Source organism: Sphingomonas kaistensis (assembly GCF_011927725.1).
Lineage (GTDB): Bacteria > Pseudomonadota > Alphaproteobacteria > Sphingomonadales > Sphingomonadaceae > Sphingomicrobium > Sphingomicrobium kaistense.
Genome location: NZ_JAATJC010000001.1, coordinates 2,664,875 through 2,679,910 on the forward strand (window position 1 = coordinate 2,664,875; position 15,036 = coordinate 2,679,910).

Below are 15,036 nucleotides of genomic sequence, written 5' to 3' on the forward strand. Positions count from 1 at the left end.
GACTAGCCCCGCGCCCCGGCCCCCTCAACCCGTTCCGGTGCTGCCTCGCCCGGCTCCGGTGGCTCCTCCCCGGTGACCTGATCGAGGGCGAGGCCGGCGGTCAGGCCGTGGACGAGGGTCGACAGCAGGATGGTGCCGACAATTGTCGCCCACAGCTCATATTCGTTGGTCAGCTTCACATGGTGCCCGGCGTAGGCGAGATAATAGATCGAACCGATGCCGCGCACCCCGTAAAAGGCCACCACCGCCCGCTCGCGCCCGCGCAGCATGGTGCCGGTCAGCGACAGCCACGCCGCAGCCGGCCGGATCACCAGGATCAGCACCCCGGCGATCAGCGCGTTGGCGGGCGTGAAGTGCGGCCACAGCACCGGCAGGATGGCGCCCAGGCCGACCAGCAGGATCGCGGTCAGCGCATGTTCCAGCGATTCGGAGAAGTCGTGCAGCTTCTTGTGGAAGTCGTGGGTGCTTTCCGAACGCCGGAGGGTGAGCCCCGCGACAAAGGCCGCGATGAAGCCGTAGCCCTCGACCAGCTCGGTCGCGCCATAGGCCAGCAGCACCCCGGCGAAGGCGATCACGCCGCTTTCGGTGCGGGCGAGCGCGTTCTCGCGCGGCCAGTCGAACAGCAACTTGCCGAGCAGCCAGCCGACCGCAGCGCCCGACAGCCCGCCGACCACGACGCGGTAGAGGAGATCGCGGAGCACCCACTCCCCCGCCATGTCCCAGCTGATCATCCCGGCGCCGGCGACCAGGATGCCGAGGTGCACGAAGGGAAAGGCCAGGCCGTCGTTCAGTCCGGCTTCGGTGGTGAGCGTGAAGCGGACGGGATGCTCGCCGCCCTCGAGGGGAGGCCCGACCGCGACATCGGCGGCAAGAACGGGATCGGTCGGTGCCAGCACCGCGCCCAGCAGCAGCGCGCCGGCAAAGGTCATCCCCGCAGCGAACCAGCCGAAAAGCGCCAAGGCGGCGATGCACAGCGGCATGGCGATTAGCAGCAGCCGAAGCGTCGGCCACCATTGCCCGCGGTCAACCAGCCGATCGATCCTGAGACCGGTCCCGAACAGGCCGACGATGACGCAAATCTCGGCCATGATCTCCCACCCACGCGGTTGGCTGACGGGATCGAGCCCGGCGCGAGCTTCGGGAAAGGGCAGAAAGGCAAGCAGCCCGGCGACGATCAGCAAGGCGGAGGCCGCCGGCTCCCGCCCCGAGACGAAGCGCGGGAGCCAGAAGGCGATCAGAATGGCGAGGCCGACCCCGGCAAGGCCGATGTGATAGGTTTCAAATCCGAACATGTCGCTCGCCCAATGCTTGGGAGTGAGCAGTCGTTGCGCGTCATCAACTATCGGGCGGCGGCGCACGAAAAAGGGGAGCGCCTTGCGGCACTCCCCTTCGACGCAACAATCGAGGCTCGAATCAGGCCATCTGAAGCAGATGGGCCGCACGCCGCTGGCGACGCATCGCGCCACCAATGACCCCGAACCCGAGGAGCATCATCGCCCAGGTGCCAGGCTCCGGCACGGCCGCGACCGCAGCGAAGTTGAACGAACGCGACCCGAACGAGCCCGACGCGGCGACATTGTCCGCATAGCCGACGAAGTTGGCACCGGACCCGCTGCCGTTACCGACGCTGACACCGCTGACGAATGCGGCGTCGGTGTAGAAGGACGAGGCGCCCCACCCGGCGATGGTGTTGAAGACGTAGCTGCCAGGGCTGGCCGGATCGAAGGTCGGGCCCTGCCCGGCGACAAACCGCCAGAAGCGGGCCTCGGGGTTGCTCTCGTACCAGGTGTTGAGATCGTAGAAGCCCGCGCCGGCACCATTGGCGTCGTTGTAGGCTGCTTCCCAGATCAGTTCCGAGCGTTGGTCGCCGTCCTGAACCAGGAGACGAAGCGCCGGCGAAGCGTTGCCGTTCGGACCGCCATTGGCGACCATCCACTCGAACGTCAGGACGCTGACCTGATCGAGCGTGGCACCGGTCGGCGTGCCGCCACCATATTGGACGCCGGTCTGCACGCGGGTCCGGTCGCCGGTCAGCATCAGCGCGCCGTCGCCATCGTTCGATGTCGCCCCTTGGATCGACACAGTGCCGGTGTTCTCGCCGGGAATCGTTCCCCAGTTCTCACCCGCCGGCACCGGCGAATCGAGATCGGTGATCGTGTATTGCTGCGCCGCTGCAGGCGTCACGAAGAGGGCCGCAACAGCAGCCGCCAAAATCTTACGCATGTTTGATTAGGTCCCCTGAAGGCCAGAACCGGATGATGTCCCAGCAACGTCTTGCTTCCGACGGACCAAGTGCATCCCGGTCGCCAACAGCGTGTTAACCATAAGTTAGGAATACTTGTTAACGCAAGTAGCTGGCGACAGCTATTTCAGAAGTTGTGCGAAATCGAAGCGACTTTGCGTCATTTTGGAGCGGTCCGCCTAATGACAGACTGTCGGGTCGCCGACACTTGCTCGCTTTTTCCACGCACTTCTTCGGCGTCGTGCGCAGTTACTTGTTTCGAACAGCGATTTAGGGATGGTGCCCCCGGTCCGACTCGAACGGACACGTCTCTCGACAACCGATTTTGAGTCGGTCGCGTCTACCATTCCGCCACGGGGGCAACGGCGCGGTTCGTAGGCGAAGGGCGCGCAGCGAGCAAGACGGCGGGAACGTCAGTTGCGCGGTGCGACGCGGCGATAGCTGAGCGCCTCGGCGACGTGGATGCGACCGACCGTCTCCGCACCGGCGAGGTCGGCGATCGTGCGGGCGACGCGCAGGACGCGGTGATAGCCCCGGGCGCTGAGACGCATCGCTGCCGAGGCATCGGCGAGGAGCTTGCGGCCCGGCTCGTCGGGGGTTGCGATGGCATCGAGCAGTTCGCCATCGGCCTCGGCATTGGTGCGCGGGCCGTGGCCGTTGAAGCGGGTCGTCTGGACGGCGCGGGCCTGTGCGACGCGGGCCGCCACCGCCTCGCTGCCTTCGGCCGGTGGAGGGAGCGAGAGGTCGGCGGCGCTGACCCCGGCGACCTCGACGTGGAGGTCGATACGGTCGAGCAAGGGCCCCGACACCCGCGCCTGGTAATCGGCGGCGCAGCGCGGCGCGCGGGCGCAGGCCAGCGCGGGATCGCCCAGATGTCCGCAACGGCAGGGGTTCATCGCCGCCACCAGTTGCACGCGCGCCGGAAAGGTCAGGTGGCTGTTGGCCCGCGCCACGCTGACCGTGCCCGTCTCGAGCGGTTGGCGAAGGCTGTCGAGCACCGCGCGCTGGAATTCGGGAAGTTCGTCGAGGAACAGCACGCCGAGGTGCGCAAGGCTGATCTCGCCCGGACGCACCTTCAGCCCGCCGCCGACCAACGCCGGCATCGACGCGCTGTGATGCGGCGAGCGGAACGGGCGCCGCCGCTTGATCTGCCCGCCCTCCATCTCGCCCGCGACCGAGGCGACCATCGACACCTCCAGCGCCTCGGCCGGTGACAGCGGGGGAAGGATGCCCGGCAGGCAGGAGGCGAGCAGCGACTTGCCCGCACCGGGCGGCCCGCTCATCAGCAGGTTGTGACCGCCCGCCGCGGCAATCTCCAGCGCGCGCTTGGCGACTTCCTGGCCCTTCACTTGCCGGAGGTCGGGACCGGCCCTGACCGGCTCCGCTTCGCCGAGTCTGGGAGTGGCCAGCAAGGTCGTGCCCTTGAGGTGCGCCAGCAGCGCCAGCAGGTCGGCCGCGGCAAGCACCTCGACCTGTCCTGCCCAGGCCGCTTCGGACCCTTGCGCAGCAGGACAGATCAGCCCCTTCTCCTCTTGCCCGGCATGAAGCGCGGCGAGCAGCACGCCGGGCGAGGCGTTGATCCGGCCGTCGAGCGAGAGTTCGCCGACCGCGACATAGTGGCTCAGCATCTCCGCATCGACCACGCCGACCGCAGCCAGCAGCCCCAGGGCGATCGGCAGGTCGAAGTGGCTGCCTTCCTTGGGCAGGTCGGCGGGTGACATATTGACGGTGATGACCTTGGGCGGAAGCGCGAGGCCGATCGCGGTCAGCGCCGCGCGGACCCGCTCGCGGCTTTCGGCGACGGCCTTGTCGGGCAGGCCAACGATGACGAAGCGGGGTATGCCGGTGGAGAGCTGGACCTGCACCTCGACGGCGCGCGCCTCCAGCCCGAGATAGGCGACGGTGGATACGATCGCGACCATCAGCCGCGAGCCCCCGTCACCAGCAATGCACGACGCAATTGGCCCCCTAGCTCGGCACCGCGGAGGCTATGCGGTTTGCGTCGGCCGGGCAAGGCGCCTCTTGCCCGGGCGTCTTACTTCCCTACATCACCGCGGATGTCCGTCGGCACCCGCCTTCTCGCGATCCGCGATACGCGACTGGCGCAGAGCCTGCTGTTCGGGCTTGGCCTGTTCCTGATGTTCGTCGCCGCGCCGCTGGCCAGCCCCCTTCCCGGCCCAGGCGGGCTTGTTATCGCCGCGGCCGGGCTGACCCTGGTCCTGCGCACCAGCCTGTGGGCCAAGCGCCGCTACGTCCGGTTCAAGCGCTGGCAGCCACGAGCGGGAAGCTGGTTCGATTGGGGCCTGCGCCGCGGCAGTGCGCGCCGCCGCGAGGCGCTGCGCAAGGAACGCGAGCGGCAGGAGGCCCCACCCCCTTCCGAAGTCCCGCGGATCGACGACCCGCTGCCCAAGGCCGGGCTGGAGATCATGCCGATCGACCCGACCCCCTCGGAGGTCGTTCCGGCGGAACCGCCCGTCGCCGACGAAGCCTCGCGGCATTGACTTGGGAGCCCGCCTTGCGTAACGGCCCCCCCAAGCAATGCGGCTGCCCCTGATTGGGCGGCCCTTTTTGTTCTTAACTCGAAGGCCATGAGCGATGAAGCGCACTTTCCAGCCCAGCAATCTCGTCCGCAAGCGGCGTCACGGCTTCCGCACGCGTTCGGCGACGGTGGGCGGCCGCAAGGTGCTGGCGGCTCGTCGCGCCCGCGGCCGCAAGAAGCTCAGCGCTTAATCACCCTCAAGAAGCGCGCCGATTTCCTGGCCGCGAACAGCGGCCGACGCGCTCCGATGCCCGGTTTCGTCCTGCTGGTCCGCCCCCGTGGCGACGGTGAGCAGGCGATGCGCATCGGCTATACCGTCAGCAAGAAGGTCGGCAACGCGGTTGTTCGCAACCGCATGAAGCGGCGCCTGCGCGCGCTCGCCGCCGAACTGCTGCCCGTGGCGGGGATCCTAGGTGCCGACCATGTGCTGATCGGGCGCCAAAGCGGGATCGAGCGCGATTATGCGCTGCTCCGTTCCGAACTGACCAAGGCGCTGGCCAAGGTTGCCCGGTGATCGCGCGCCTCCTGATCCTGGCGGCGCGTGGCTGGCAATTGGGCCCAAGCGCGATCCTGCCCCCTTCCTGCCGATTCACGCCGTCCTGCTCGGCCTATGCAATCACCGCCTGGAGCCGCTATGGGGCCCTGCGCGGAAGCTGGCTGGCCCTGAGGAGGATCGGCCGCTGCCATCCCTGGGGGGGCCAGGGTCACGATCCGGTCCCGTGAGACGGGGACGAACGACACGAGGACATGGACTGAAGTGAGCGACGATACCCGCAACATGATCCTCGCCATCGTGCTGAGCGCCGCTGTGCTGCTCGGCTGGGGGCTGCTGTCCGAGCGATTCTTCCCGACGCCCAAGCCGGCGGTCACGGCGACCAGGAACGGCGCTCCGGCACCGGCTCCGGCGGCCCAGACCCCCGGCGCTCCAGCCGCCGCGACGGCACCCGCGCTGTCCCAGGCCCAGGCCCTGCAGGGCGTCCCCCGGGTCAGGATCGCCACGCCCAATCTCACCGGCTCGCTCAGCCTCAAGGGTGCGACGTTCGACGACCTGCGGATGGTCAATCAGACCGACCGAGTCGGCCGGAATGCGCAACCCGCCCGCCTGCTCAGCCCGGCCGGCGCGAACGGCGCCTATTTCGCGCGCTTCGGCTGGACCGGACAGGGCGTTGCGGTGCCGGATGCCAACTCCGTCTGGACCCCGAGCGCCCCGACGCTCGCCCCGGGCAAGCCCGTCACGCTGAGATGGACCAACCCGACCGGTCAGCGCTTCGAGCTGATCGTCGCCGTCGACGATGGCTATCTGTTCACCGTCACCCAGCGTGTTTCGAACCTCGCCGGCGCTCCGGTCGCGGTGCGTCCGTTCGGCTTGCTCAGCCGCGCCAACGCCGGTCCCGACGCCAAGTCGGATGGCTGGACGCATCACGTCGGCCCGATGACCGTGATCGACGGCAGGTCCGATTATGACGTCAATTACGGCACGCTCGACGAGGAAGGCTCCAAGCGCTTCGCCGGCAACAGCGGCTGGGTCGGCTTTACCGACAAATATTGGCTGACTGCGCTGGCTCCGGCCGGCAACACCCCGCTCAACGCCAGCCTGCGCCGCGGCCAGGGCACCAGCTACCAGGCCGACTACGCGCTCGAGCCGACTATTGTCGCGCCGGGCCGGGCCACGCAGGCCACCACCCACCTGTTCGCCGGTGCCAAGGAAAAGAAGTGGCTCGACGCCTATGAGGCTTCGGGCGCGGTTCCGGTGATCTCCGACTCGATCGACTGGGGCTGGTTCGAGTTCGCCATGCGGCCGATCTTCGCGCTGCTGATCTGGCTGTTCCACGCCATCGGCAACTTCGGCTGGGCGATCATCGCGCTGACCTTCATCGTCCGCCTGCTGATGTACCCGATCTTCGACCGCCAGTTCCGCTCGATGGCGGGGATGCGGGCGATGCAGCCCAAGATGAAGGAGCTGCAGGAGCGTCACAAGGACGACAAGACCAAGATGCAGCAGGAGCTGCTCGAGCTGTACAAGCGCGAGAAGATCAATCCCGCCGCCGGCTGCCTGCCGATCCTGATCCAGATCCCGGTCTTCTATGCGCTCTACAAGGTGCTGACGGTGACGGTGGAGATGCGCCACCAGCCGTGGGAGCTGTGGATCAAGGACCTCTCCGCGCCCGACCCGCTGACCCCGGTCAACCTGTTCGGGCTCTTGAACTTCGATCCGCCAGGCCTGCTTCACCTCGGCGTGCTTCCGATCCTGCTCGGAATCACCATGTGGCTGCAGTTCCGCCTCAACCCGGCGCCGATGGACGATATCCAGAAGCAGATCTTCTCGATCATGCCGTGGGTGATGATGTTCGCCATGGCGCCGTTCGCCGCCGGCCTGCAGCTCTACTGGGTGGTGTCCAACCTCCTCGGCATCGCGCAGCAGAAGTATCTCTACTCCAAATATGATGCGGAGAAGATCGCGGCGCGCGCCGGTGTGGCGACGGCGAAGACCTGATGGACGGCCCTGATCCCGAGCTGACGGAGCGGGCGCGCAAATTGTTCGCCGGCCCGGTCGAGTTCCTGAAATCGGCTCCGGGGCTCGAATTCCTGCCCGGTGCCGACGCGCCGGAGGTGGCCTTCGCCGGACGCTCCAATGTCGGCAAGAGCTCGCTGCTGAACGCCATCACCGGCCGCAACAAGCTGGCGCGGACGTCGAATACCCCGGGCCGGACGCAGGAGCTGAACTTCTTCGACGTCGGCAGCCCGCTCGTCATGCGGCTGGTCGACATGCCCGGCTATGGCTTTGCCGAAGCCCCAAGGGACATGGTCAAGCGCTGGCGTTTTTTGGTCAACGACTACCTGCGCGGACGGCAGGTGCTGAAGCGCGCGGTGGTGCTGGTCGACAGCAGGCACGGCGTGAAGCCGGTCGATCTCGAGATCATGGCGATGCTGGACGCGGCGGCGGTCGGCTATCGGCTGGTCCTGACCAAGGCCGACAAGATCAAGGCCAGCGAGCTTGCCGCGGTCCGCATCGCGGTCGAGGCCGAGGCGCGCAAGCATCCCGCCGCTTTCCCGCGGCTGATCGCCACTTCGTCCGAAAAGGGCCTTGGCATCGCCGAGCTGCGGACAGCCTTGCTCGAAGATGCGTTGAGCTAGTTCAACCCTCTGGCGGAGACCCACTTGCTCAAGCTCATTCTCGGCAACAAGGCCTATTCCTCCTGGTCGATGCGCGGCTGGCTGGCGCTGAAGGCGTCGGAGCTTGAGTTCGAGGAACTGGTCGTGCCGCTCTACGACAGCGGCTGGAACGAGCGGCGCGAAGGCGACGAGTTCGCCCCTTCGTCGGGCAAGGTGCCCCTGCTGTGGCACGACGACCTGGTGGTGTGGGACAGCCTCGCGATCATCGAATATTGCGCCGACCTGACCGAGATTGCGCGCTTCTGGCCCGAGGACGTCGCGGCCCGCGCGATGGCCCGTTCGATGGCGGCGGAAATGCATTCGGGCTTTGCGGCACTCCGCCGCGAATGCCCGATGAACGTGCGCCGCAACGTCCCCAAGCCCGACCTGTCGCGCGATACGATCGCCGACATCAACCGCATCCTCGTGCTGTGGGCGCAGTCCCGGGCACGGCACGGCGGCAGCGGCCCCTTCCTGTTCGGTGAATGGACCGCGGTCGACATGATGTACGCCCCGGTGGTGACCCGCTTCCTGACCTACTCGATCCCGGTCCCGCCCTTCGCCCGGCAATATATGTCCGACGTCCTGCGGCACCCGCACGTCGCGGCGTGGATCGAGGCGGCCCAGGACGAGCCGTGGGTGATCGAACAATATGAAGGCGACCACGGAACCGCCTGACTCCCCGTTCGTCTCCGGGGTGTGCGTAAACTTTTCCTTATCGCTGCGGTATTTACCGCTTCCGCCTGTGCCAGTCCCAAGGACCGGATCGCCGAAGGATTGACCGGCTACGGGGTGGCCGAAGCGCCTGCGCAATGCGTCGGTGCGCAGCTGCAACGCAGCCTGTCGCTCGGCCAGTTGCAGGAACTCGGGCGGGTCGCCAGCGCCACCCGCGCGCGTGATCCCGACCCCTCGCGGCTGACCATCGACGACTTTCTCCGTGCCGCAAGCGAGGTACGCGATCCCAGGATCGCCATCGAGGTCGCAAAGGCGGCGGGCCGCTGCAACCTGTCGCCCCTGGGCTTTGCCCCGGCCAAGTATGAGATGGACGACGCTTAGCCTGTCGGACTGCGCCGCAGGCTGCTAGCAAGCGGCCCATGCCCGTCATCGATCCCGTCGACCTTGCCGCCCGGCTGATCTCCGTCCCTTCGGTCACCCCCGCCAGCGGCGCGGTGTTCGACGTGCTGGACGAGGCGCTGAGCGGCCTTGGTTTCACCATCCACCGCTTCACCCTCGGCGAGGCGCCGGACGGCCCGACCGAGAACATGGTCGCTATCCGCGAGCGCGGGCCGGGGCCGCACGTCGGCTTTGCCGGGCACCTCGATGTCGTTCCGGCTGGCGACGGCTGGGAGGGCGACGCCTTCACCGCCCGGATCGCGGACGGACGGCTGGTCGGGCGCGGCGCCAACGACATGAAAAGCGCGATCGCCGCAGCGGTCGCCGCCGTGTCGGCGATCGAACAGCCGAGCGGCACCCTCTCCTTCCTGATCACCGGCGACGAGGAAGGCTATGCGACCTTTGGCACGCCGCGGATCATCGACTGGCTGAACGACCGGGCGATCCGCCCCGACATGATCCTGATCGGCGAGCCGACCAGCGAGACCAGGCTGGGCGACACGGTCAAGATCGGGCGCCGCGGCTCGCTCAACTTCTGGATCAGGACCAGGGGCGTGCAGGGCCATGTCGCCTACCCCCACAAGGCCGACAACCCAGTACCCCGCCTGGCGAAGATCGTCGCGGCGCTGTCGGCGCTGCACCTCGACGATGGGACCGAGGCGTTTCCGCCGTCGAACCTCGAATTCGTCGCGCTCGGCACGCCGACCGCCGCAAGCAACCTCATCCCGGGCGAGGCCAGCGCGCAGGGCAACATCCGCTTCAACAACCTGCACACGGGCGACCGATTGATCGCCCTGCTGACGGAAACGGCTCAGGCGGTGGACCCGGGCTGTGAGGTGCGGACGCGGATTTCGGGAGAAGCGTTCCTGACCCCGCCGGGCAAGCTGTACGAGCTGGTCACCGAGGCGATCCGGGCGGAATGCGGCATCGCGCCGGAGCTATCGACCGGGGGCGGCACGTCGGACGGCCGGTTCCTCATCAAGCTCTGCCCCGTCGTCGACTTCGGGCTGCCCAACGCCAGCATGCACAAGGTCGGGGAAAGCGCCGGCGTCGACGACATCGAGACGCTGTCCCGTATCTACCGCCGGGTCTTCGCGGGCGGCCTCGAGGCCTAGTTCAGGCCGCGCTCCGGTCTTCGCTGATGGCGTGCGAGGTCCAGGCGAGGAATTCGCGCTCCATCATCGGCTCGGCGAAGACGTAACCCTGGATCGTCTCGCAGCCCATGGTGCGCAGGATGTCGGCCTGGGCGACGGTTTCCACCGCTTCGGCGACCAACTCGCAATCGACCCCGCGGACGAGCTGGATGACCGCCTGGACGACGTTGCGTGCCTGCTCGCTGGTGGTGATGTCATGGATCAGCGACTGATCGAGCTTGATCCGGTCGAGCGGCAACTGGCGCAGCCGGGCGATGTTGGAATAGCCGGTGCCGAAATCGTCCAGCGCGATCGTCGCTCCGTCGCGGCGCAGCTCGGCCATCTCGTCCAGTGTCGCCTGGGAGCATTCCATCGCCGCGGTTTCGGTGATCTCGATCTCGATCCGGTCAAGGCCGACCCCTGCCTCCGCGAAGATCTGGCGCAGCTTGGGGAAGAAATCGTGCCGCTCCAGCTGCCGCGGGGAGACGTTGAAGGCGACCCGCTTCGAGCCTTCGTCGGTTTCGCTCCAGCTGGCGAGCATCGCCGCCACTTCGGCCATCACCCACTCGCCGATCTCGCTGATGATCCCGGTCCGCTCGGCGATCGAGATGAACTGGTTGGGCGGGACCATGCCGCGCACCGGGTGGGTCCAGCGCAGCAGCGCTTCGGCGCCCGTCACGGCGCCGCTTGCAAGGCTCAGCTGCGGCTGGAGGACGAGCCGGAATTCGCCGCGTTCGACCGCGACGGCCAGCGCCTTTTCGGTGTCGATCCGGTGCTGATGCTCGGCCGCCAGCGTGTCGCTGAACAGGCAATGCTGGTGACCGCCGCGCGACTTGGCGCGATACATGGCGATATCGGCGGCCCGCATCAGGTCTTCCACCGAGTTGCCGTGCCGGGGACCGAGCGCGAGACCGACCGAGGCGCCGACGTCAATGCTGTGGCCGTGGAGCTCGAACGGCTCACCGATCGCCAGCACCACGCGGCGGGCGATCCGCTCGGCCTCGGGCTCTCCCGCGACGTCGGGGAAGAACAAGGTGAACTCATCGCCGGCGAGCCGCGCCAGCAAGGGGCGGCGGATGGCTCCAGCGGCCTCGCTGTTGATCAGCACGCGGAGGCGATTGGCGACCATCACCAGCAGCTGATCGCCGCGGGCGTGGCCGAGACTGTCGTTGACCGCCTTGAACCGGTCGAGGTCGACGAACAGCATGGCCGCGGTGCGACCGTCGGCCCTCGCCAGCAGCCGCTCGGCCTCGGCGCGGAAATTGAGCCGGTTGGGGAGGCTGGTGACGGGGTCGTACATCCCCAGCGCCTGGGCATTGTCGATCGAGCTGCGGACCTCGGCGAACAGGCTGTCCACCGCCGCCGCGACCTTGGGCATGACCCGCCGCACCGCTTCGGGCGCCGGGCTGGTGAGGTCGCCTTCCTCCACCGCCAGCAGACGGTCGCGAAGTGCCGCGAGGGCACGTGCGCCTTCGCTATTGGGGCGCTCGGCCGCGATGTAGCAGACGACCAGGCAGAAGGCGCCGGCGACCACCGCGGCGGTGATCTGCTGCGGCAACTGGGTGATCGTGACGAAGACGTAGAGCGAGAAGACAAAAGACGCGACGCCAGCCAGCCCCGAGAGGAGAATGTTGCTGACCTTCTGCGCAGTGCCGACCTTCATCACCTCCACTGGATTAAGGATGCGGAGTTAAGAACCAGTATAGCTGTTCCGGTGAGCCCCTAGCGGCGCAGGATCAAGTACAGGCTTCCGCCTCCGCCATGGCGGCGATGCGCGCTGCGGACGGCGGCGATCCGATCGGCATGGCGCGACACCGCCAGCCAGTCGTGAACGGCGGCGCGGATCTTGCCGCGCAGGATCGGCGGCTCGCCCGGACGGTGGTGGCCGGTGATCAGCAGCAGCACGCGGTCGCCGGTCGACACCGCCCGTTCGAGCGCTACGTCGAGCGCATCATAGGCACGTTCGAGACTGTGGCCGTGAAGATCGATGGTGCGGTCGACGGGGATGTTGCCGCTCTTCAGGCGCCTTTCCCAATGTCCATCGAGATTGCCGTGAATGGTGGCGCGGCGAACCGGCGCGGCGGTGATCTCTCGCGGAGGGGGCACCCTTCCCTTGGGCAAGCGGGCGGGCGGCGTGACGGCGGGCAAGGGCACCGGGGCCACGGCCACAAGCGGTTGGCGAAGCTTGGCCGGCCCTTCCCTGCTGAGCGGCGTGATGGACGCGGTCACCCGCGCCCACAGCGCCGCTTCGTCAGGGCTGAGCGAACGCACGCTGGCTCAGCAGCCGATCGACGCTGACCCTGGGCAGCAGCAGCAGCGCCTCACCCTTGGAGGACATGCCACCGGCGATGCGGCGTGCTTCCTCGCCCGCACCCCAGAAGGTGTCGAAGCGGTTGGCGCCCTTGATCGCGCCACCGGTGTCCTGCGCCACCCACAGGCCGTCCGCATCGTTGGTGACCATATCGAGCCAGACCGGCGCGCCAAGCGGCACGAACATCGGATCGGTCGCAACCGTGCCGCGCGCGGTCACCGGGAGGCCCAGCGCGCCGAGCGGTCCGGGACCGGTCAGTTCCTTGAAGAAGATCTTGGACAGGTTCTCGCGCATCAGGCTCATGCCGCCGTCGGGCTGCGCCCGCATCCAGCGCTTGATCGAGTCCATGTCGGCGCCGCCCGGAGGCAGGATGCCGCGGTCACGCAGGACGCGCCCGACCCCGACATATTCACGGCCGTTCTGGTTGTCGTAGCCGATCCGCATCACAGACCCGTCGGGCAGCCGGAGCCGGCCCGAGCCCTGGATTTCGAGAAAGAACATGTCGACCGGGTCGGCGGCATAAGCCAGCTCGAGCCCGCGCCCCGCAAGCGCCCCGTCATAGACTTCGCCGCGGGTCCAGTAGGGAACGCATTGCCCCGTCTCGTCCAAGCGTCCGCGTCCGGTCGTGCCGTCGGCCCGGGTGCAGCGGACGAGGTCGGGCGGGGTGCGGTAGATCGGCAGCGCATAGCCCGGGCCAGGCACGCGCGAGCCGAGGATCTCAGGCTCCCAATAGCCGGTCGCGAAGGCCGGTTCGGAGCCGACCTTGACCCATGCGAAGCCCGTTTCGAAGAAGCGCTTGGCGTCGGCCGCAGTGTTCGGCACCAGCCGGGCCTGGTCACACGCGGCGCGCCAGTCTTCGCCCTGGGTCAGGCCCGAGGTGTCGGGCCGGCGGACGACCGACGGACAGGATATGCGGAAGGCTGCCAGCGCACGCAGCGCCGCCTCGTCGGTGAACGGGCGCGGCGCGGCGGGGGTGATCCCGCTGAGGGCCGCGGTTGCCGGCTTGGGCGGCTCGGGCGGGACCGGGGTCGGCACCGGCTCCGGAGTGGAGGCGGGCGGAGCCGGCTCGACAGGCGGCATCGGGCGCGTGGCGCAGGCGGCGAGCGACAGGGCGAGCAACGCTCCCAGCCCGAACTTCACGGCGGTCACCTTATTCGTCGTCGGTTTCGACCAGGATCCAGTTGGGATCGCTGCTGCCGAGGTCGCGGCGGAAGGTCCAGCGGTCACGCGTCTGCACCGCATCGCTGACGCTTCCGGCAAGCACATTGCCGTCCGCGTCGCGGGTGATCGCCACGATGTCGGCCTCGAAGCGGACGGTGATGGTCGCGACCTTGCCGCTGGTGTTGGCCGCGGCGATGATCGCCTGCTCGATCGCGATCAGGCGGTTGTCGAGCCGCTGTCCGGCCGACTCGCGCTCCGCGATCGCTTCGTTGAAGGCGCCCGCGATTTCGGGATCGAGGAAGCTGCGCACCTCGTCCAGCTGGCCCTTCCAGAAAGCCTCGAGGATCATCCGGTAGGCGCCTTGCGCACCCTCCAGGAACCGGGCGACGTCGAAACTCGGGTCCGCCGCCAGCAGCGCGCGGACGCCGGGTCCGGCGGTCGGGAGATAGGCCGTGTCGAGCGGCTCGGCCCCAGCACCGTGCGGCTGCGCCTGCGACGGCTGCCCGACCTCGGCTGTCCGTGCCAGCTGGGGCTCGGGCTCGTGCCGGTTGCTGGGTAGTTGCTGCTCATGGCCGGTGCGTTCGCCAAGCACGCTGTAGAGCCTGAAGCCGACGAACAGCGCTACCAGCGCAAGGATGATGATCGAAACCAAGAGTGTCGCCTTCTTTCCCGTCGGGAGTATATTACCGCAACGCCTAACATAGGCACTGGTGCCCAAGCCGCAAACCCTGGCACTGAGCATATCTCGCGCCATTGCACCGCTTCGGCCCGGCTGCTAGTCGCCCGCCCCGAACAAGCCGCGGGAAGCAGCCGTCTTCCCGTGCCTTTCACTGTAGCATGTTTGAGGGCATTTGATCATGGCCGCTTCCGATCCCGTTTCCACCGGCGCCAACGGCGCTGCCGAGCCCACCGCCGAAGGCCCCCAGGTCGCCGCGCTGGCGCAATATGTGAAGGATCTGTCGGTCGAGAACCCCTCGTCGCCGCAGGTCTTCCAGTGGAACGAGCAGCCGCAGCTCGACGTGCAGTTCAACATTGCCGTGAACAAGGTCGCCGACGACGTCCACGAAGTGGTGCTCAAGATCGACGCTTCGGCGCGTTCGGCGTCGGGGGTGCAGTTCGTCCTCGACCTCAGCTATGCCGGCATCTTCGGGCTTCGCAACATTCCCGAGGAGCAGCTTCCGCCGTTCCTCCTGGTCGAAGCCCCGCGCCTGCTGTTCCCGTTCGCCCGCCAGGTGGTCGCCGCCGCGACGCAGGATGCCGGCTTCCCGCCGCTGATGCTCGATCCGATCGATTTCGCGAGCGTCTACATGAACCAGGTCGAAGCCGCGCAGGCGATGGCCGACGCCGGTGAGCTTCCGCAGGGCGACACCGTCCAGTAAGCAAT

General features: G+C 68.0%; 17 protein-coding genes and 1 tRNA gene. 10 read left to right on the top strand and 8 right to left on the bottom strand.

Translation table 11 applies throughout. The features are described 5' to 3' along the window. Positions 1-2: 2 nt before the first annotated feature. The 4 genes from GGQ97_RS13155 to GGQ97_RS13170 form a co-directional block, all read right to left on the bottom strand. Complete coding sequence (locus GGQ97_RS13155) at positions 3-1,292, bottom strand: cation:proton antiporter (RefSeq protein WP_168070257.1); 1,290 nt, start codon at positions 1,290-1,292, stop codon at positions 3-5. Positions 1,293-1,413: 121 nt separating this feature from the next. Further along, positions 1,414-2,223, bottom strand: coding sequence for a PEPxxWA-CTERM sorting domain-containing protein (locus tag GGQ97_RS14465; RefSeq protein ID WP_245197956.1), 810 nt, complete (start codon positions 2,221-2,223; stop codon positions 1,414-1,416). Positions 2,224-2,519: 296 nt separating this feature from the next. Next, positions 2,520-2,603: transfer RNA gene (locus tag GGQ97_RS13165), tRNA-Leu, on the bottom strand. 52 nt (positions 2,604-2,655) lie between these two features. Continuing rightward, a complete protein-coding gene (locus tag GGQ97_RS13170) occupies positions 2,656-4,164 on the bottom strand; it encodes a YifB family Mg chelatase-like AAA ATPase (RefSeq protein WP_168070259.1) in 1,509 nt (502 codons plus the stop codon). A gap of 135 nt (positions 4,165-4,299) precedes the next feature. Here GGQ97_RS13170 and GGQ97_RS14205 point away from each other — a divergent pair, with 135 nt between their 5' ends. From GGQ97_RS14205 to dapE, 9 genes are all read left to right on the top strand, one after another. Then, positions 4,300-4,743: a hypothetical protein gene (locus GGQ97_RS14205; protein WP_209022863.1), complete on the top strand. Its 444-nt coding sequence runs from the start codon at positions 4,300-4,302 to the stop codon at positions 4,741-4,743. A 94-nt stretch (positions 4,744-4,837) separates the two neighbouring features. After that, a complete protein-coding gene (gene rpmH, locus GGQ97_RS13180; RefSeq protein ID WP_085219331.1) occupies positions 4,838-4,972 on the top strand; it encodes a 50S ribosomal protein L34 in 135 nt (44 codons plus the stop codon). Further along, positions 4,972-5,295 (top strand): ribonuclease P protein component, encoded by a 324-nt coding sequence (gene rnpA / locus GGQ97_RS13185; RefSeq protein WP_168071069.1) that lies wholly within the window; start codon positions 4,972-4,974, stop codon positions 5,293-5,295. Before rpmH ends, rnpA begins: the two co-directional genes overlap by 1 nt. Next, complete coding sequence (gene yidD / locus GGQ97_RS13190) at positions 5,292-5,504, top strand: membrane protein insertion efficiency factor YidD (RefSeq protein WP_168070261.1); 213 nt, start codon at positions 5,292-5,294, stop codon at positions 5,502-5,504. The genes rnpA and yidD overlap by 4 nt, the downstream gene beginning before the upstream one ends. A gap of 34 nt (positions 5,505-5,538) precedes the next feature. Beyond that, positions 5,539-7,275 carry a membrane protein insertase YidC gene (gene yidC, locus GGQ97_RS13195; protein WP_342448538.1) on the top strand — a complete coding sequence of 579 codons (1,737 nt, stop codon included), beginning with the start codon at positions 5,539-5,541 and terminating at the stop codon, positions 7,273-7,275. Then, complete coding sequence (gene yihA, locus GGQ97_RS13200) at positions 7,275-7,916, top strand: ribosome biogenesis GTP-binding protein YihA/YsxC (protein WP_168070262.1); 642 nt, start codon at positions 7,275-7,277, stop codon at positions 7,914-7,916. The genes yidC and yihA overlap by 1 nt, the downstream gene beginning before the upstream one ends. Before the next feature lie 24 nt (positions 7,917-7,940). Beyond that, positions 7,941-8,612, top strand: coding sequence for a glutathione S-transferase family protein (locus GGQ97_RS13205; protein WP_168070264.1), 672 nt, complete (start codon positions 7,941-7,943; stop codon positions 8,610-8,612). A 21-nt stretch (positions 8,613-8,633) separates the two neighbouring features. After that, positions 8,634-8,990, top strand: a complete 357-nt coding sequence (locus tag GGQ97_RS13210) for a hypothetical protein (protein WP_209022864.1) — start codon at positions 8,634-8,636, stop codon at positions 8,988-8,990. Positions 8,991-9,028: 38 nt separating this feature from the next. Further along, positions 9,029-10,162 (top strand): succinyl-diaminopimelate desuccinylase, encoded by a 1,134-nt coding sequence (gene dapE, locus GGQ97_RS13215; RefSeq protein ID WP_168070266.1) that lies wholly within the window; start codon positions 9,029-9,031, stop codon positions 10,160-10,162. Between the two features lies 1 nt (position 10,163). On the opposite strand, the gene GGQ97_RS13220 is transcribed toward dapE, so the two are convergent. The 4 genes from GGQ97_RS13220 to GGQ97_RS13235 all read right to left on the bottom strand — a co-directional run bounded on the left by GGQ97_RS13220 (position 10,164) and on the right by GGQ97_RS13235 (position 14,304). Further along, entirely contained in the window at positions 10,164-11,843 is a 1,680-nt protein-coding gene (locus tag GGQ97_RS13220; protein WP_168070269.1) for a putative bifunctional diguanylate cyclase/phosphodiesterase, read from the bottom strand. Between the two features lie 59 nt (positions 11,844-11,902). After that, entirely contained in the window at positions 11,903-12,451 is a 549-nt protein-coding gene (locus GGQ97_RS13225; protein WP_168070271.1) for a Smr/MutS family protein, read from the bottom strand. After that, complete coding sequence (gene mltA / locus GGQ97_RS13230) at positions 12,432-13,571, bottom strand: murein transglycosylase A (protein WP_168071073.1); 1,140 nt, start codon at positions 13,569-13,571, stop codon at positions 12,432-12,434. Before mltA ends, GGQ97_RS13225 begins: the two co-directional genes overlap by 20 nt. A gap of 70 nt (positions 13,572-13,641) precedes the next feature. Further along, positions 13,642-14,304, bottom strand: a complete 663-nt coding sequence (locus tag GGQ97_RS13235) for a Tim44/TimA family putative adaptor protein (protein WP_168070273.1) — start codon at positions 14,302-14,304, stop codon at positions 13,642-13,644. 205 nt (positions 14,305-14,509) lie between these two features. On the opposite strand from GGQ97_RS13235, the gene secB reads away from it, so the two are divergent. Beyond that, positions 14,510-15,031 (top strand): protein-export chaperone SecB, encoded by a 522-nt coding sequence (gene secB, locus GGQ97_RS13240; protein WP_168070275.1) that lies wholly within the window; start codon positions 14,510-14,512, stop codon positions 15,029-15,031. The last annotated feature ends 5 nt before the right edge of the window (positions 15,032-15,036 follow it).